The sequence below is a fragment of the Micromonospora sp. NPDC002296 genome (assembly GCF_040296145.1).
Taxonomy (GTDB): Bacteria; Actinomycetota; Actinomycetes; order Mycobacteriales; family Micromonosporaceae; genus Micromonospora.
The window spans coordinates 88,043-106,129 of the sequence record NZ_JBEOWQ010000017.1 but is presented as its reverse complement, the minus strand read 5'-3'; the positions used below and the strand labels follow the sequence as shown (position 1 = coordinate 106,129).

Here is an 18,087-nt window from a genome sequence, read left to right as displayed (position 1 = left end):
CTTGACCGCACCTGGTCGCGTATACCAACTTAATTACGACTACGACCGATTCGTGGCTGTCGTCTCGGAAAAAGCGGCACTCAGGGCGTTTCATGGGGGGCACGACGGGCGCAGGGCCCGCCGTGGCCGCTGCCCGGGAGGTGCGATGGAGCCCGCAGATCCGCGAAACTTCGTCCCGCCGGGACGGGTTACGCCCTTCTACGGCTTCGTCGCCGCCGTCGCGGTGCTGGCGCTGCTGGTCTCGGCCAAGCCGCTGATCGAGCTGCCGGGCCGGCTCGCCGGGCTGCCGGTGGCGTTCTGGACGATGGCGGCCCTCGCCGTGGTCTGCGACGCGCGGCCGTTCGTGCCCCCGGGGCGCCGGCAGTCCTCGGCGGTATTCCCGTCCACCTGCTTCACCTTCGCCATCCTGCTCGGCTGGGGGCTCGGTCCGGCCGTGGCGGTGCAGACGGTCGCGGTGGTCGTCTCCGGTTGGCGGATGGGGCACGCCGCCTGGCGGTCCGGCTTCAACGCCGCCCAGTACGCCTGCGCGCTGGCCGCCGCCGCGGCGGTCACGGGCCTGGGGCCGGGCGGGATCTTCGAGGGCGGGCACCTGGGCTGGAGCGACGTGCTGGCCGTCGGCGGGTCGGCGGCGGCCTGGTTCGTGGCCAACTACGGTCTGGTCAGCACCGCCATCCGATGGCGTTTCGGGGGCCGCTGGTGGCCCGGGTTCCGGTCGGGCCTGGGGTACGAGCTGATCTCCACCGGCTCGTTGTTGCTGCTCGCCCCGGTGCTGGTGACCGCGGCCCGGGCCAGTGCCGCGCTGATTCCGCTGGTGCTGGTGCCGCTGTTCGCGGTGTACCGGATGGCCCACCTCGCCGCCGAGCAGGAGCAGTTGGGCGCGCTCGACCCGCTCACCGGCCTGCCCAACCGCAAGGCGCTGCTCGCGGAGGTGGCCGAGCAGGTCCACCTGCACGCCGAGCGCGCCGCCCGGGGCGAGCCGGACGCCCACCTGGCGCTGCTGCTGATCGACCTGGACCGGTTCAAGAACGTCAACGACGCGCTCGGTCACGCCGTGGGCGACCGGCTGCTGGTCGAGGTGAGTGCCCGGCTGGCCGACGCGGTGGGGGAGCGGGACCTGCTCGCCCGCCTCGGCGGGGACGAGTTTGCCATCGTCAGCACCGGCCTGACCGGCGTGGACGCCGCCCGGGAGACCGCCGAGCGGCTGGTGGGCGCTCTCGCCGAGCCGGTGGCGCTGGACGGGCTGCCGCTGGACGTCGGCGGCTCCATCGGCATCGCGCTCTACCCCGAGCACGGGGAGGACTTCGCCACCCTGATGCGCCACGCCGACGTGGCGATGTACGACGCCAAGCAGCGCAGCGACACCGTCGCCGTGTACGCCGCCGAGTCCGACCACAACTCCGCCGAGCGGCTGGGTCTGCTGGCCGACCTGCGGCGCGTACTTGAAGCGGGGCCGGCGGGGCGGGACGACGGTCGGGGGGCGGCCGGGGTGCGCGGCGGGGACGGCGCCGCCCTGCCCGCCGCCCTCCCCCCGGCGGTCGCCGGCCCCGGTGGCGCGGGGCGCTCGACCGGCGGGTCGGCCCGCTGGGGCGCCCGCCGGCACCGGGAGCGCTCGGGGCCGGCCCACCCCGACGAGCTGATCCAGCGGATCGTCACCGCCGCCGACCCGATCCGCCGGCGGGCCGCGGCAACCGGCACCGGGCCAGATCAGCCGGTCGACCCCATCCGCCGGCGGGCCGCGACCGGTGTCGGACCGGAGCAGCCGGTCGAACCGGGCGGCGGCGCGGACGCGGCGGCGGATCCCGGGACCGGCCCGGGGACCGGGTTCGCGTACGCGGAGCGGACCGGCCGGCGGCCGGGGCCCGACGAGCCGGGCAGCCCCGGCGAGATCACCATGTACTACCAGCCGCAGATCGCCATCGCCACCGGCGAGGTGGTGGGCGTGGAGGCGTTGCTGCGCTGGCGGCATCCGCGCCGGGGAATGGTCGACCCGGAGGAGCTGATCCGGGTCGCCGAGCAGAGCGCGGTGATGCGGCTGCTCACCCGCCGGGTGGTCGACGACGTGGTGGAGCAGTTGGCGAAGTGGTCGGCGGCCGGGATCAGCCTGCGGGCGGCGCTCAACGTCAGCGTCCGGGACCTGCACACCGGCGAGATCGCCGACCAGATCGCCGACCGGCTGGCCCGCTTCGGCGTCCTGCCGGAGCGGCTGCAACTGGAGATCACCGAGGGCGCGCTGATGGCCGACCCGCGCCGGGTGCTGGCCACCATCTCCCGGCTGCACGCCATCGGGGTGGCCATCGCGCTGGACGACTTCGGCACCGGGTACTCGTCGATGCAGCACCTGCGTCGGTTGCCGCTGTCCGAGGTGAAGGTGGACCGGTCGTTCGTGCTCGGGATGGCCGACGACGCGGACGACGCCGCGATCGTCCGGTCGATGATCGAGCTGGCCGGGGCGCTCGGGCTGCGGGTCGTCGCGGAGGGGGTGGAGGACGAGCGGACCTGGCGGCTGCTGCACGCCGCCGGCTGCGACGTGGCGCAGGGCTGGTTCTACGCCCGGCCGATGCCGGCCGAGGAGTTGGCCGCGTGGCTCGCCCGGTACCGGCCGCTGCGGCCGGCCGCGCGGGAGGCGGAGAGCCGGCCCCCGCGTGCCCGCTGACCCGACGGCGTCCCGGGCACCGCAGGGCCGGAGGGGGAGTCGGGGACGCCGGGCCGGTGCTGGACAATAGACTCGCTCCGGTCACCGCACGTCATCGTCATCCCGACGCGCGGCCGGCCACCGCCAGAAATCAGCACGACAGCCACGAAGGGGGCACTGATGGCCGCCATCTCCCGCGAGGAGGTCGCGCACCTGGCGCGACTGTCGCGGCTCGCCGTCACGGAGGAGGAGCTGGACACCTTCGCCGGCCAGCTCGACACGATCCTCCAGGCGGTCGCCCAGGTGGGCGAGGTCGCCGCAGCGGACATCCCGCCGACCTCCCACTCCGTACCGCTGACGAACGTGCTGCGCGAGGACGTGGTGGTGCCGGGCCTGACCCCGGCGGAGGCCCTGTCGGGCGCGCCCGACGCGGAGGAACAGCGGTTCCGCGTTCCGCGGATCCTGGACGAGGATGTGGCGTCGTGACTGATCTGACCAAGCTGACCGCCGTCGAGATCGCCGGTCTCGTCGCCGGCGGGGAGACCTCGGCCGTCGAGGTGACCCGGGCCCACCTGGACCGGATCGCCGCCGTCGAGGGCCGGGTGCACGCCTTCCTGCACGTCGACACCGAGGGCGCGCTCGCCGCCGCCCGCGCGGTCGACGAGCGCCGGGCGGCCGGGGAGGAGCTGGGCCCGCTGGCCGGCGTCCCGGTGGCCGTGAAGGACGTGCTCACGACCAAGGGCGTGCCGACCACCGTCGGGTCGAAGATCCTTGAGGGCTGGCGTCCGCCGTACGACGCGACGATCGTGCAGCGGCTGCGGGCGGCCGGCACGGTGATGCTCGGCAAGACGAACATGGACGAGTTCGCCATGGGCTCCTCCACGGAGTACTCGGCGTACGGGCCGACCCACAACCCGTGGGACCTCGACCGCATCCCGGGCGGCTCCGGTGGCGGCAGCGCCGCCGCCATCGCGGCGTACGAGGCGCCGCTGGCGATCGGTTCGGACACCGGCGGCTCGATCCGCCAGCCGGGCGCGGTCACCGGCACCGTCGGGGCGAAGCCCACCTACGGCGGCACCTCCCGGTACGGCCTGGTGGCGTTCTCCTCCTCGCTGGACACCCCGGGCCCGTGCGCGCGTACGGTGCTGGACGCGGCGCTGCTGCACGCGGCAATCGGCGGCCACGACCCGCGCGACTCCACCTCCATCCCGCAGCCGGTGCCCGACGTGGTGGCCGCCGCGCGGCTCGGCGCGACCGGCGACCTGACCGGCGTACGGCTGGGCGTGGTCACCGAGTTCTCCGGCGAGGGCGGCGAGCCGGGCGTGACGGCCGCGTTCCGCGAGTCCGTCGACGCCCTGGCCAAGCTCGGCGCGGAGATCGTCGAGATCTCCTGCCCGCACTTCAAGTACGCCCTCCCGGCGTACTACCTGATCGCGCCGAGCGAGTGCTCGTCCAACCTGGCCCGGTTCGACGGCGTCCGGTTCGGCCTGCGGGAGGGCGACGACGGCAACCGGTCGCTGGAGGAGGTCATGTCGCTGACCCGCGACGTCGGCTTCGGCCCCGAGGTCAAGCGCCGGATCATGCTCGGCACGTACGCCCTCTCCTCGGGCTACTACGACGCCTACTACGGGCAGGCGCAGAAGGTCCGGACCCTGATCACCCGGGACTTCACCGCCGCGTTCGAGCAGGTCGACGCGCTGATCTCGCCGACCACGCCGTTCGTGGCGTTCCCGATCGGTGCGCGCACCGCCGACCCGTACCAGATGTACCTGGCCGACCTGTACACCATCCCGGCCAACCTGTACGGCGGGCCGGGCATCTCGGTGCCGTGCGGGCTCGCCGACGGGCTGCCGGTCGGTCTTCAGGTGATGGCCCCGACGATGGCCGACGACCGGATGTACCGGGTCGCCGCCGCGCTGGAGTCCGCGGTCGGCACGTTCACCCCACCGGCATTGTGAGGCGGGCGGGATGCTGACGCGAATCGAGATCGACGGTTTCAAGTCGTTTCGTGAGTTCTCGTTGGACATCCCGCCCTTTCTCGTGATCATCGGACGGAACGCGGCGGGCAAGTCGAACCTTTTCGATGCCATCCAGTTCCTGAGCAGGCTGGCCGGTGATCCCGTCCTGGAAGCCGCCCAGCACATGCGGGGCGACGTCGTGGACCTCTTCCACAGGCACACCGACGGTACGTCGGTCGATGTCATGTCGTTCGCGGTAGAGGTGCTGCTGGACCGCTCGGTCACTGACGCTTTCGGTGACACCGCCGAGGTCAACCACTCACGGCTCCGTTATGAGCTGACGATCGAACTGCGGTCCGTGGGTAGCAGCGGGACGCAACGTCCGTACGTCATCCGTGAGTCGGTGCGGCGGATCCGGCGTGCGGACGACCCCTGGACGGGACGGTTCACCGCGGAGCAACGAAGGCGGCTGGCCGCCTACCGAACGGGTGCCGACCCGCTGGAGACCGAGCACGACGACCAGGGGCGGCCGGTCTTCAGCATCCGGCAGCAGGGCAACCAGGGACGGAAGCGAAGGCTCCCGGCCACGGCGGCCACGGCCACGGTGCTGTCCAGTCTGACGACCGCCACCGACTTTCCGCTGCTCTACGCGCTCAAGCGAGAGATGCAGTCGTGGCGCCTGTTGCACCTCGACCCGAGCGCGCTGCGGGCTCCGGACTCCTACGACGATCCGGACAGCTTGGCTGCCAACGGTGGACACCTCGCCAACACCCTCCGCCGGTTGGCGGACGAGACAGGTAGCCCGGACCGGCCTGAGGGAGCTCTGAACGATCTCTCGGCTGACCTGGCAGCCGTCATTCCCGGCGTCGTTCGGGTGCGGTTGACCGAGGATGACGCGCGTCGGCAACGCCAGGTGGAGGTGGTCACCCGGGAGGAAGCGCCGTTCTCGGCGAGAGTGGCCTCGGACGGCACCCTCCGGGCGATCGCACTGTTGGCGGCACTCTACGATCCGCGCGGCGCGGGACTCATCTGCTTCGAGGAGCCGGAAAACGGCATTTTCCCACAGCGCCTCGCGCAGTTCGTCAGGTACCTCAGGAGCCTCGTCGAACGGGCTCTGTCAGCCGGCACTGACGGCACCGCCCTGACCCAGTTGGTGCTGAGCAGCCATTCGCCGGCGATTCTGCGCGCACTGGAACCCGCGCAGACAGGCCTGCGGTCCGACGCGGTGTTCATGGATGTGGTGAGCCGGGTTCAACGGGGTACGGCCCGTAGCCGGGTCAGCCGTTGGCGGTCGATTGCCGGCGCGCAACAACTCACGATCGATGACGCGCTGGACGTCGGCAGCGTGGTTAGCCCACGGGAGATCGCCGAGTTCGAGGTGATGGCGGAGCTGGACACCTGATGCGTTATCTCACCTCCGCGTTGGTGTCCGAGGGCATCACCGATGACCAGTTCCTGCCGAGGCTGCTGGCCAGGGCACTGACCGAGATCTGCCAGACCGAGTTCGAGGACGCGGTCGAGGTCGCTGACGTCCAGCCCCTGCGGGCCCGCAAGGGCCCGTGCTCGACGGCGGATGTGATGAAGCTCGTCGAGCAGAATTCCGCCAGTTTCTTGCTCGTGTTCTTCCACCATGACCAGGGCACCAGCGCCGACCGGGTCGCCGCCGAATGGCTGCGACCGCTGCGGCAACTGTGGGGAGACCGACCGGAGCAACTGATTGCCGTGGTGCCGGTCCGCGAGACGGAGGCCTGGCTGTTGACCGACGGCGACGCGCTGCGAAGTGCGCTCGGCGTCCGGTGGACGGATGCGGAGATGGGGCTCCCCGCCCAGCCGCGACGGGTGGAGCAAGTCGCTGACCCCAAGAAGGTGCTCAACGACATCATGGGTCGGGTCAGCCGCTCGACGGCCGACCATTTCGGGCAGTTGGGGGAACTGGTCTCGTTGGCCAGGCTCGACGATGTGCCCGCGTATCGCCAGTGGTGGTCCGACACGAGCGACGCGCTGGCGCGGCTGGGCTACCGGCGGGTCTGATCGGCCGCGCTGGCGGCGAACCCCGCCGTCGTCCTCCCCGTACTCCTGCCGCCCCCGGGCGCGGCGGGCCGGGATAGCGAAACCCGGGGAAGGGGCTGTCCGGCAACCCATTAGGCTGGACAGGTTCTGTCCGGATCGCGCCTGGAGCGTCTCTATGACCACGACGACACTGCCCGCGTACGACGACGTCGTCGCGCGCTACGAACCGGTGATCGGCCTGGAGACCCATGTCGAGCTGGGCACGAACACCAAGATGTTCTGCGGCTGCCCGACGGACTTCGGCGGCGAACCGAACACCCGGGTCTGTCCGGTCTGCCTCGGCCTGCCCGGATCGCTGCCGGTGGCGAACAAGGCGGCCATCGAGGCGACGATCCGGATCGGCCTCGCGCTGAACTGCTCCATCGCGCAGTGGTGCCGGTTCGCCCGGAAGAACTACTTCTACCCGGACATGCCGAAGAACTTCCAGATCAGCCAGTACGACGAGCCGCTCTGCGTCGACGGCTACCTCGACGTCGAGGTCAACGGCGAGCTGGTCCGGATCGGCATCGAGCGGGTGCACCTGGAGGAGGACACCGGCAAGACGCTGCACGTCGGCGGCGCCACCGGCCGCATCCACGGCGCGACGGAGTCGCTGGTCGACTACAACCGGGCCGGCATCCCGCTGGTGGAGATCGTCACCAAGCCGGTCCCGGGCATCGGGGCGCTCGCCCCCGAGGTGGCCCGCGCGTACGTCGCCGAGCTGCGCGACGTGATCCGTTCCCTGGGGGTCTCCGACGTGCGGATGGAGGAGGGCTCGCTGCGCTGCGACGTGAACACCTCCCTCAACCTCCCGGGCGCGGAGTGGGGCACCCGCACCGAGACGAAGAACGTCAACTCGCTGCGTTCGGTGGAGCGGGCGGTCCGCTCGGAGATGCTGCGCCAGGCGTCGGTGCTCGACGCGGGCGGCCGGATCACCCAGGAGACCCGGCACTTCCAGGAGGACACCGGGGGCACCCGGCCGGGCCGGTCCAAGGAGACCGCCACCGACTACCGGTACTTCCCGGAGCCGGACCTGGTGCCACTCGCCCCGGACACGGCGTGGGTGGCCGAGCTGAAGGCCGCCCTGCCGGAGCTGCCCCGGCTGCACCGCCGCCGGCTCCAGGAACAGTGGGGCCTGTCCGACACCGACATGCAGTCGGTGCTCAACGCCGGCGCGGTCGAGCTGATCGAGGCCACCATCGCCGCCGGGGCCACCCCCGCCGCCGCCCGCAAGTGGTGGCTGGGCGAGCTGTCCCGCCGGGCCAACGAGGCCGGCGTGGAGCTGGCCGACATCGGGGCCACCCCGAACCAGGTCGCCGAGCTCCAGGGGTTGGTCGACGCCGGCAAGCTCAACGACAAGCTGGCCCGCAGCGTCCTTGAGGGCGTGGTGGCCGGTGAGGGCTCACCCACCCAGATCATGGCCAACCGGGGCCTGGAGGTCGTCTCCGACACCGGCGCGCTCACCGCCGCCGTGGACGAGGCGATCGCCGCGAACCCGGGCATCGCCGAGAAGATCCGCAGCGGCAAGGTCGCGGCGGCCGGCGCGCTGGTCGGCGCGGTCATGAAGACCACCCGGGGCCAGGCCGACGCCAAGACCGTCCGCGAGCTGATCCTGGAGCGCCTCGGCGCCCAGGACTGAGGCCCGACCGGGAAGGCCGCCGCCGGGACCCGGCGGCGGCCTTCCCGCCTCTTTCGAGTACGCGGCCCCGCACCCCCTCGCGAGGGCGTCAACGACGACGCCCGGATGGAGCCACCGTGAACCAGCACGACCTCGATGTCCTCGACGAGATCCAGCGGCGGGTGCTCTGGCTCGCCACCCGGATCGTCGACGCCGCCAACCACGACCGGGACACCGGCGACGGGGTGAAGGTCGGGGGCCACCAGGCGTCCAGCGCCTCCCTGGTCACCGCGATGACCGCGCTGTGGTTCGCCCACCTCGACGCCGAGGACAGGGTCGCGGTCAAGCCGCACGCCTCCCCGGTCTTCCACGCCGTCCAGTACCTGCTGGGCAACCTGGACCGGTCGTACCTGCCGAGGCTGCGGGCCCGGGGCGGCCTCCAGTCCTATCCGTCGCGGACCAAGGACCCGGACGGCGTCGACTTCTCCACCGGCTCGGTCGGCCTCGGTGCCGCCGCGCCGCTGTTCGCCGCCGTCACCCGCCGGTACGTCGACGCCCACTTCGGCGAGCGCCCGCACTCCCGGTTCGTCGCGCTGATCGGCGACGCCGAGCTGGACGAGGGCAACATCTGGGAGGCCGTCGCCGACTCGGCCACGACCGGCCTGGGCAACGTGATGTGGCTGGTCGACTTCAACCGTCAGTCGCTGGACCGGGTCGTCCCGGGTATCCGGATCAACCAGTGGCGCGGCCAGTTCGAGGCCGCGGGCTGGCACGTCGTCGAGGTCAAGTACGGCCGCCGGCTCGCCCAGGCGTATGCCCGGCCGGGCGGGGAGGCGCTGCGCGACTGGATCGACGCGATGCCCAACGAGCAGTACCAGTCGCTGTTCGGGCTGGCCGGCCCGGCGCTGCGCGCGCAGTTCCTCGACGGGGCGCCCGCCGGGATCGCCGAACTCATCGCCGACATCGCCGACGACGAGCTGGGCCCGCTGGTCACCGACCTGGGCGGGCACGACCTCGCGGCGATGCTCGACGCGTACGCCCAGTGCGACGCGGTCACCGACCGGCCCAGCGTGGTCTTCGCGTACACGGTGAAGGGGTGGGGGCTGCCGATCGCCGGCAACCCGCGCAACCACTCCGCGTTGCTGTCCACCGAGCAGGTCGACGTCCTGCGCGCCGCGCAGGGCCTGACCGTCGAGACCGAGTGGGACCGCCTCGACCCGGCGACCCCGGCCGGCATCCGGGCCGGCGAGCGCCGCGAGGCGCTGTCCCGCGCGCCCCGCGAGCGGGCCCTGCCGGTCACCGTTCCGGAGACCACCCGGGTACGCGCAAACAAGCCCGTCTCCACCCAGGAGGTCTTCGGCCGGGTGCTGGTGGAGCTGGCCCGGGACGCGAACGTCGCCCCGTACCTGGTCACCACCGCCCCGGACGTGGCCACCTCCACCAACCTGGCCGGGTTCATCAACAAGACCGGGGTGTTCGCCCCGACCGCGCAGCGGTCCTGGACGGAGGACCGGATGCTGCGCTGGACGGAGAGCCCGTCGGGCCAGCACATCGAGCTGGGCATCTCGGAGATGAACCTGTTCCTCCTGCTCGGCCAGCTCGGCCTGTCCTGGGATCTGTCCGGGCAGCCGCTGCTGCCGGTCGGCACGGTCTACGACCCGTTCGTGCTGCGCGGGCTGGACGCGTTCCTGTACGGCACGTACTCCGGCTCCCGGTTCGTGGTCGCCGGCACCCCGTCGGGCATCACCCTCGCCCCGGAGGGCGGCGCCCACCAGTCGACGATCACCGCCTCGGTGGGGCTGGAGCTGCCCGGGGTCACCTTCGTCGAACCGGCGTACGCGGCCACCCTCGACTGGCTGCTCTGCGACGCGCTCGGGCAGATCGCCGCCGGTGGCGTGCCGGCCACCACCGCCGCGCCGGCCGAGGACGGGGCGTACTACTTCCGGCTCAGCACCCGCCCGATCGACCAGGCCCCGTTCGAGGCGGCCCGGGCCCGGATCGGCGACGCGGTGCTGCGCCGGCAGGCGGTCGCCGGGGCGTACCGGCTGGTGGACGCGCACGAGGCGTACCCGCACCTGGCCGAAGCCCCGGTGGTGCAGCTCGCCGCGTCCGGCGCGGTGCTGCCCGAGGTGCTGGCCGCCGCCGCCGAGCTGGCCGAGGAGGGCGTGGCCGCGCACGTGGTCGACGTGACCAGCCTGGACCGGCTCTACCGGGCCTGGCAGCGCACCCTGCGCCAGGGCGTGCGGACGGCCACCGTGCCGAGCGTGCCCGGGGCGCTGCGGTCGGCGTTCGTCGACCGGGTGCCGGTGGTGACCGTGCACGACGCCGCCTCGCACGCCATGGCCTGGCTCGGCTCGGCCCTCGGCGCGCACGCCGTGCCGCTGGGCGTGGACGAGTTCGGCCAGTCCGGCAGCGTCCGCGAGCTGTACGAGCTGCACGACCTGCTGCCGGGCAGCATCGTCAACGCCGCCCTGGCCGCCCTGTCCCTGCGCTGACCCGTCCCCGCCGTCCCCGGCCCGTCGCGCTCAGCGGGTCGGGGTGGGGGTGACGGGGACCTCTGCGCCGGCCCTCGGGTCCCGCACCACGTGCCGTTCCAGGCTGACCTGCGACTGGCCGGTCCCGCCGACGGTGATGTCGTCGTACGCCTGGAGCAGCTTGTCCTTGTCGAGGTAGAGCACCGTCATCGACAGCGGGGTGGGCTTCTCGCCCTCCAGGCCGCGCAGCCCGGCACCGCCGGTGGACCCCTCCACCATGAGCTGGGTGGGCATCCGGCCCGGCACCTGCGGCAGCTTGGAGACCTGCCGGGCGTGGGTGTGGCCGGCGAGGACCAGCGGGCAGGTGCCCGACAGCGGCCCGGCGGACGCCGGGTCGTGCACCAGGGCGATGTTCACCGGCTCGGGCGAGTTCCGGATGGTGGTGGCGAGCTGGTCGCCGGCCCCGATCACCTGGTCGGCGACCTGCTTGGTCAGGCCGCTGCCGGCGGGCGAGGTCTCCTTGTCCGGGGTGAACCGGGGATCGCCGATGCCGGCGATGGTCAGCCCGGCGACGGTGGTGGTCGAGTTGTTCAGCACGATCGCGTTCGGCTGCTGGGCCACCGCGGCCGCCGTCTTTCCCGAGTCGTGGTTGCCCCGGATGTACACGTACGGCTTCTTGAGCAGCCCGATCGACCCCACGTAGGACGCCTCCGGCTCGCTGCCCCAGTCGGTGAGGTCGCCGGTGTCGATCACCACGTCGATGCCGAACTGCGCGACCACGGTGCGGATGAGCTGCCAGCCGGTCGGGTTGAGATGCATGTCGGAGACGTGCAGGACCCGGGTGGTGCCGGGTGCCGGCTCGTACACCGGCAGCGCGGACACGGTGGTGTAGAGCTGGCTGACGTTGCCGACGAGGCGTTGGAGCTGCTCGGCGTACTTGGTGTAGTCGTTGGCGATCTTGCGGGCGTCACCGACGATCGCCGGGGCGTTGACCAGCAACCCCTCGTACCGGGGCTCCTCGATGGCCTGCGGGCGGAGGGTGGACGCGGCCAGGCCGAGGCTGCCGGCGGTGACGGCCAGGGCCAGCCCTCCGGCCCAGGCGGTGCGCCGGGTGTCCCGGAAGACCAGGGCGGCCAGCAGCAGGGTGACCAGCAACGTCGCCCCGGCGGTACGCAGGCCGAGGCGCATCACCCCGGTGCGGACGTCGGTGACGGCGGACTGGCTGGCCCGGCTGATGCTCGCCGGGTCGTCGATCAGCGCCTCCGTGCGTCGCTGGTCCAGTGCCCCCAGCCCCACGGTCAGATGGGTCGGCCCGTCGTGGCTGTTCAGTTGCAGGGCGCCCAGCGGCGGGATGTCGACGGTGGTGCCGCCGGTGAGCGCGGGCGCGAGGGTCAGCTCGGCCCGGAACGGACCGATGTCGGTCTGCACCCGTCCGCCGGCGAAGGTGCCGATCACCACCCCGGCCAGGGCGATCGCCACGACGGCGAGCGCCACGCCCACCCGGCGGGCCAGGGTCCGGCCCCGGCCGGACGAGACGTCTCCGCGTCGACGCCGGAGGGCCCAGCGCCGGCCACCACCGGTCGCCGGGGTGTCAAGGTCCCCGGTGTTCCGCTGTTCGTTCTCCTGGCCGTCCATGCTGAGATTCTGACCTGCCCAGTGAAGGATCTTGGCAAACCCCGGATTCCGCCGCGCCGCGCGGGCGGGGTGCTACGGCCGCTGCGCGTCGAGGCTAGCCACGCCCCGCGCCGCCGTCGGGGAAGACCAGCCGCAGGATGCGGTCGTCCTCGGGGGCCGGCTCGCCCCGCCCGTCGTGGTTGGAGGTGGTGACCCAGATCGACCCGTCGGGCGCGGCGACCGTCGCCCGCAGCCGACCGTATTTTCGGGTGAGCAGTTCCCGGGGCTCACCGAGCACGGTGCCGGTGTCGGTCAGCTCGGCCAGCCAGATCCGCTCCCCGCGCAGGCAGGAGGTGACCAGCAGCCGGGCGGTCGCCGCCAGGCCCGAGCAGGACGCGTCGGCGGTCTTCCACTGCACCAGCGGGTCGGTGTAGCGCTTGTCGCCGGCCTTCCCCTCGACCAGGGGCCAGCCGTAGTTGCCGCCCTTGGTGATCTGGTTGATCTCGTCCCAGGTGTTCTGGCCGAACTCGACCGCGTACATCCGCTTGCCGGCGTCCCAGGCGAGGCCCTGCACGTTGCGGTGCCCCAGTGACCAGACCGGGGACCCCGGGTACGGGTTGCCCGGGGCCGGCTTGCCGTCCGGGGTGATCCGCAGGATCTTGCCGCCGAGGCTCTTGCGGTCCTGCGCGGACTCCCGGTTGCCGGCGTCGCCGGCGCTGGCGTACAGGTAGCCGTCCGGGCCGAAGGCGAGCCCGCCGCCGTTGTGGGTCCCGGACCGGGGGATGCCGGTCAGGACCGGCGTCGGCCGGCCGCCCAGTTCCAGCCTGACGATCCGGTTGTCCTGCGCGGTGGTGTGGTAGACGAAGACCGTCCGGTCCGTCGCGTAGCGGGGGGACACGGCGATGCCGAGCAGGCCGCCCTCCCCGCCGGCCGCGACGTCGGGCACGGTCTGCACGGCGGTGACGGTCAGCCCGTCCCGCCCGGACCCGGGTCCGACCTTGAGGATCCGGCCGCTGTCCCGCTCGGTCACCAGCGCGCCGCCGTCGGGCAGGAACGCGATTCCCCACGGCACCCGCAGGCCCTTGGCCAGCACGGTGGCGACCATCTGCTGGCCGGTGCCGGGGGCGGAGGCGGACGGGGTCGGCAGGTTCGGCGGCTCGCCGGCCGGGTCGGGGTCCGGCTCGCCGAAGCTGCATCCGGCGGTGGCCAGCAGCAGCGCCGCGCACGACGCCGCGGCCACCGCGCGCACAGAGGTCTTCCGGGAGTACGGGCGACGGGGGCTCACCCGGCCCAGCCTAGCCGCCCGGACGGGTCCTGCGTGGGGCCCGCGCCGGGTGGGGCCGCCACGGAGACAGCCCGGGCCCCGCCACCGGGGCGGCCGGTCACCGCCGCGCCGGGCCCCGCCACCGGGTGGTTCGGCCCGCACCGGCGGGGGAGCGGCACCGCCGGGCGGCTATCGTCGTCGGGCGTGAAGGTATGGATTCCGCACCCGGCCGGTCGCGGCCTGCTCGGCGACGTGCCGCCCGGGGTGACCGTCGAGGTGGTCGAGTCGCCGTCCCGCCTCCCGTCCGACGGTGTCGACGTGCGGTTCTGGGTGCCCCCGTTCCTGTCCGGCGGGGACGCCACCGCCCTGCTCGGCGAGCTGCCCGACCTGCGGGTGGTGCAGCTCCTCTCGGCCGGGGCCGACGCCTGGGTCGGCCGGGTCCCGGCCGGGGTGACGCTCTGCGACGCGCGCGGGGTGCACGACTCCGGCACCGCCGAGTGGGTGGCCACCGCGGTCCTCTCCGCGCTGCGCGGCTTCCCCGCCTTCGCCGTCGCCCAGTCCCGCCGCGAGTGGGCGTACGACCGGGTCTGCCCGACCGACGAGCTGGCCGGCAAGCGGGTGCTGGTCGTCGGCGCGGGCTCGATCGGGGCGGCCGTGCGCGCCCGGCTGGCGCCGTTCGAGGTGACCTTCACCCTGGTCGCCCGGACGGCCCGCCCCGCCGAGGGGGTGCACGGGGTCGACGAGCTGCGGGCGCTGCTGCCCGAGGCCGACGTCGTGGTGCTGCTGGTGCCGCTCACCGAGGCGACCCGGGGCCTGGTCGACGAGGAGTTCCTCGCCGCGATGCCCGACGGCGCGCTGCTGGTCAACGCCGCACGCGGCCCGGTGGCCCGGACGGACGCGCTGGTCGCCGAGCTGGTCTCCGGCCGGCTACGGGCCGCGCTGGACGTCACCGACCCCGAGCCGCTGCCCGCCGACCACCCGCTGTGGGGCCTGCCCAACGTGCTGCTCACCCCGCACGTCGCCGGCTCGGTGCGCGGGCTGTTGCCCCGGGCGTACCGGCTGGTGGGGGAGCAGGTGCGGCGCTTCGCCGCCGGCCAGCCGCTGATCAACGCGGTTTCGGACGGCTACTGACCCGTCCGCCGGCCGGCCCGCCGACGTGTCCGGCCCGCCGGCCGGGTGGGCCGGGGCGGCACGGTCAGGTGGGTCAGGCTGCCGGGCCGGGCAGGGTCTGGCCGGTGGCGGCGACGAGTCGGGGCAGTTCGGTGCCGTGCACCGCGGGCAGGACCAGCCATTCGCCGTCGTCGAGCCGGGCGACGGCCCGGCCCCGGGCGTCGGCGGTCAGCTCGACGATCCGTTCCCAGCCGATCCGGCGCTGCCCGGTCAGCGCCCGCAGGCGCAGCTCCCGGGCGTCCGCCTCGGTGCCTGAGCGCCAGGCCCAGACGGCGACGGCGAGGGGGACGAGCAGCACCGGCATGAAGTACCACCCGGCGGCGGCCAGCGGCAGCGTCCCGATGAAGGCGATCACCGCCGCGACCAGGATCGCCTGGTTGGGGCGGAAGCGGACGGTCTCGGCGCGACTCACCCTTAGATGATCCCACCTGGGCGGGGGCGGCCCCCGGGCGGGCGGGGGCGCGGGTGACCGGCGCCATCGATGTGACCTGAATCACTCATGTTCATGGCCTGACAGCCGTTTCCTGCGGTGACGATGGATCGTTTCATCATGTTGGGCCGGCGAACCAGCCGCGCCCCGCCGCCCCGGATCGCCACGCCGGGCGACGCCGCCGACCGCAACCCGCACCGTCGTACCGCACCGCCCGTGCCCCCTCACGAAGGCGATCGCCGTGTCCGTCGCGTATCCCTCCGGCGCCTCCCGCAGCCTCCCGCGTCCCGCCGACCTGCTGGTGCTGGCGACGACGGCGCTGCTCGCCCTCGCCGGCCTGGCCGGCGTGATCCCGCCGCTGGCCGCGGTGGCGCTCGCCGGCGCCGCCGGCAGCGTCCTGGCCGGCGTCCGGCTGTCCCTGCTGGCCAGGCCCGTCCGGTACGCCGGGCCGCCCGGCGGCGGCCCCGACCGGGCCGGCCGCCACGCCACCCGCTGCCGCTCGGCCGCCGGGCTGCTCGACGCGGCGGTGGCCACGGTCGGGCTGACCGTCGCGGTGCTCCCCCTGGTCGGCACCGGCCTGCGGGTCGCCGTCGGCGCGGCCGGTCTCGGGACCGCCGCCCTGCTGCACACCGGCGGGCTGCTCCTGCTGCCCGGCCGCAGCCGGCTGCCGGACCGGGCCCGGGTCCGCCGCGTGGTCGACATCGTCAGCCTTGGACTGAGCCTGATCTTCGCCGCCTGGGTGCTGCTGCCGCCGGGGGCGACCCCGCCGGCGGCCCGGGTCGCGGTGGTGGCCGGCGGGTTCGGCCTCGCGGCGATCGGCGTCGCGGCGCTGGCCGACTGGCGGCGCCGGCCGGGCGCGGCGACCTGCCTGCTCGGTGCCGGGTCGGCCCAGTTCGGCCTGCTCGCGTTGATCGTGCTGCTCGCCTACGACGCCCCGGACCGGGCCCTGCTCACCACCGTCGGGCCGCTGGTGGTCGGGGCGCTGCTCACCGCCGCCGGGGTCCGCCGGGTGGCCGCCGGAGACCCGCGCCGCCCGGGTGGCCCGACGCCCGTCTGGCCCCGGGTTAGCGCGCCGGCCGCGATCGCCGCCCTGGCCGCCGTCGGGCACCTCTACGCGCACGGCGACTTCACGCCGGGGGCGATCCTGCTCGGGCTGGCGGTGACCCCGCCGCTGGTGGTCCGGGAACTGATGACCGCCACCGACAACCGCCGGTACGCCACCCGCCTCGCCGCCCAGGAGGCACACTTCCGGGCCCTGGTCTCGGGCGGCGACGACCTGATCCTGCTGCTGGACGACGCGCTGCGGGTGCGCTGGCAGTCCCCGGCCGCGACCCGGCTGTTCGGGCTGACCGACGCCGACGTGCTCGGCCGACCCTTCGCCGACCTGCTGCACCCCGCCGACGTCCCGCGCGCCGCGCTGCTGCTCGACGGGGTGCGCGCAGGCGCCCGGCCGACGCTGCTGGCCGCCCGCCTGCGCGACGGGCACGGGGCGTGGCGGGAGACCGAGTCCACGATCAGCGACCAGCGCGGGGTGCCCGAGGTGCACGCGCTGGCGCTGCACGTGCGTGACGTCGGCGAGCGTCGCCGGCTGGAGCGCGCGGTGCGCCAGCTCGCCGCGACCGACCAGCTCACCGGGTTGGCCAACCGGCGTGAGCTGCTGCGCGAGCTGGCCGCCCGGCGGAGCGGGGCGGGAACGCTGCTGGTGGTGGACCTGCACGGCCTGGGCGCGGTCAACGACGGTCGCGGCCACGCGGTCGGTGACGTGGTCGTGGTGGAGGTGGCCCGGCGGCTGCGCGCGGCGGTCGGCCCGGACGACCTGGTGGCCCGGCTGGTCGGCGACGAGTTCGGCGTGGTCACCACCGCCGGCCCGGTGCTGGCGTACGCCCTGGGCACCCGGCTGCTGGAGGCGCTGGGCGAGCCGTACCGGGTGGCGGGCGCCGAGGTCCGGTTGCAGGCCAGCATCGGCCTGGCCGAGGTCCCCGGTGCGGCCGCCGACGACGTGCTGCGCCAGGCGGACCTGGCCCGCCGGCGGGCCGCCCAGCTCGGCCGGGACCGGGTCGAGTGGTACGACGGGTACCTGGAGGAGCAGCTCGTCCGCCGGCTCGATCTGGAGCGGGAGCTGCCCGGCGCGGTGGCCCGGGGCGAGCTGGACCTGGTCTACCAGCCGGTGCTCGGGCTGGCCGACCGGCTGCCGGTGGGCACCGAGGCGCTGCTGCGCTGGCGCAGCCCGGTGCTGGGCACCGTGCTCCCGGCCGAGCTGATTCCGGTCGCCGAGGACCTGGACCTCGTCGGCGAGGTGGGCCGCTGGGTGCTGGACCGGGCCTGCCGCCAACTGGCCGACTGGTCGGCGGGGGGTTGGCAGCTCTGGATGTCGGTGAACGTCACCCCTCGGGAGCTGGCCGCGCCGGACTTCCTCCAGCGCACCGCGGCGGTCCTGGCCACTCACGGGCTGCCGCCGGAGCGGCTGGTGGTCGAGGTGGCCGAGCCGCGCGTCGGCGCGGAGCTGTCGACGGTGGTGGCCCGGCTCGCCGGGCTGCGTTCGCTCGGCGTACGTACCGCGCTGGACGACTTCCGGGCCGCGCACGCCTCGCTGGCCCAGCTCCGCCGGCTCCCCATCGACCTGCTCAAGCTGGCCCCGCACGGGGTGGACGGGGCCGACGGCGGGCACAACCAGCTGGTCGACGTGGTGGTCAGCCTCGGCGACCGGCTCGGCCTGGAGATCGTCGCCGCGCAGTTGGAGACGCCGGCCCAGGCGGACGCCGCCGGCCGGGCCGGCTGCCGCTACGGGCAGGGCTTCGCGCTGGCCCGCCCGGCGACGGCCGAGCGGGTGGAGGCGTACTTCGAGGAGTTCCCGTCCGCGTCCCGGTGAGGGCGCCCG

12 protein-coding genes are annotated in these 18,087 nt (G+C 74.1%); 9 read left to right on the top strand and 3 right to left on the bottom strand.

Features of this window, described 5'->3' with window-relative positions:
- Nucleotides 1-145 precede the first annotated feature (145 nt).
- The 7 genes from ABT023_RS15935 (at nucleotide 146) to ABT023_RS15905 (ending at nucleotide 10,752) form a co-directional block, all read left to right on the top strand.
- Nucleotides 146-2,653 carry a putative bifunctional diguanylate cyclase/phosphodiesterase gene (locus tag ABT023_RS15935; protein ID WP_350885945.1) on the top strand — a complete coding sequence of 836 codons (2,508 nt, stop codon included), beginning with the start codon at nucleotides 146-148 and terminating at the stop codon, nucleotides 2,651-2,653.
- A 159-nt stretch (nucleotides 2,654-2,812) separates the two neighbouring features.
- The gene (gatC, locus tag ABT023_RS15930; protein WP_007075103.1) at nucleotides 2,813-3,118 is read left to right on the top strand and encodes an Asp-tRNA(Asn)/Glu-tRNA(Gln) amidotransferase subunit GatC; all 306 of its coding nucleotides are present in this window, start codon (nucleotides 2,813-2,815) and stop codon (nucleotides 3,116-3,118) included.
- Entirely contained in the window at nucleotides 3,115-4,590 is a 1,476-nt protein-coding gene (gatA, locus tag ABT023_RS15925) for an Asp-tRNA(Asn)/Glu-tRNA(Gln) amidotransferase subunit GatA (RefSeq protein ID WP_350885943.1), read from the top strand. The genes gatC and gatA overlap by 4 nt, the downstream gene beginning before the upstream one ends.
- Before the next feature lie 10 nt (nucleotides 4,591-4,600).
- Nucleotides 4,601-5,992 carry an AAA family ATPase gene (locus ABT023_RS15920; RefSeq protein ID WP_350885941.1) on the top strand — a complete coding sequence of 464 codons (1,392 nt, stop codon included), beginning with the start codon at nucleotides 4,601-4,603 and terminating at the stop codon, nucleotides 5,990-5,992.
- Nucleotides 5,992-6,621 carry a DUF4276 family protein gene (locus tag ABT023_RS15915; RefSeq protein WP_350885939.1) on the top strand — a complete coding sequence of 210 codons (630 nt, stop codon included), beginning with the start codon at nucleotides 5,992-5,994 and terminating at the stop codon, nucleotides 6,619-6,621. The genes ABT023_RS15920 and ABT023_RS15915 overlap by 1 nt, the downstream gene beginning before the upstream one ends.
- Before the next feature lie 154 nt (nucleotides 6,622-6,775).
- The gene (gene gatB / locus ABT023_RS15910) at nucleotides 6,776-8,278 is read left to right on the top strand and encodes an Asp-tRNA(Asn)/Glu-tRNA(Gln) amidotransferase subunit GatB (protein WP_350885937.1); all 1,503 of its coding nucleotides are present in this window, start codon (nucleotides 6,776-6,778) and stop codon (nucleotides 8,276-8,278) included.
- 116 nt (nucleotides 8,279-8,394) lie between these two features.
- On the top strand, nucleotides 8,395-10,752 hold the full coding sequence (locus tag ABT023_RS15905; protein WP_350885935.1) for a thiamine pyrophosphate-binding protein: 2,358 nt from the start codon (nucleotides 8,395-8,397) through the stop codon (nucleotides 10,750-10,752).
- Between the two features lie 30 nt (nucleotides 10,753-10,782).
- Here the strand turns inward: ABT023_RS15905 and ABT023_RS15900 are convergent, their stop codons facing one another.
- On the bottom strand, nucleotides 10,783-12,366 hold the full coding sequence (locus tag ABT023_RS15900; protein ID WP_350885933.1) for a metallophosphoesterase: 1,584 nt from the start codon (nucleotides 12,364-12,366) through the stop codon (nucleotides 10,783-10,785).
- A 94-nt stretch (nucleotides 12,367-12,460) separates the two neighbouring features.
- Nucleotides 12,461-13,630, bottom strand: a complete 1,170-nt coding sequence (locus ABT023_RS15895) for a PQQ-dependent sugar dehydrogenase (RefSeq protein WP_350885931.1) — start codon at nucleotides 13,628-13,630, stop codon at nucleotides 12,461-12,463.
- 183 nt (nucleotides 13,631-13,813) lie between these two features.
- Here ABT023_RS15895 and ABT023_RS15890 point away from each other — a divergent pair, with 183 nt between their 5' ends.
- The gene (locus ABT023_RS15890) at nucleotides 13,814-14,740 is read left to right on the top strand and encodes a 2-hydroxyacid dehydrogenase (protein WP_350885929.1); all 927 of its coding nucleotides are present in this window, start codon (nucleotides 13,814-13,816) and stop codon (nucleotides 14,738-14,740) included.
- A 73-nt stretch (nucleotides 14,741-14,813) separates the two neighbouring features.
- Here ABT023_RS15890 and ABT023_RS15885 read toward each other — a convergent pair whose 3' ends face one another.
- Nucleotides 14,814-15,191 (bottom strand): PH domain-containing protein, encoded by a 378-nt coding sequence (locus ABT023_RS15885; RefSeq protein ID WP_350885927.1) that lies wholly within the window; start codon nucleotides 15,189-15,191, stop codon nucleotides 14,814-14,816.
- 259 nt (nucleotides 15,192-15,450) lie between these two features.
- Between ABT023_RS15885 and ABT023_RS15880 the strand changes: the two genes are divergently transcribed.
- Entirely contained in the window at nucleotides 15,451-18,078 is a 2,628-nt protein-coding gene (locus tag ABT023_RS15880) for a putative bifunctional diguanylate cyclase/phosphodiesterase (RefSeq protein ID WP_350885925.1), read from the top strand.
- Nucleotides 18,079-18,087 lie beyond the last annotated feature (9 nt).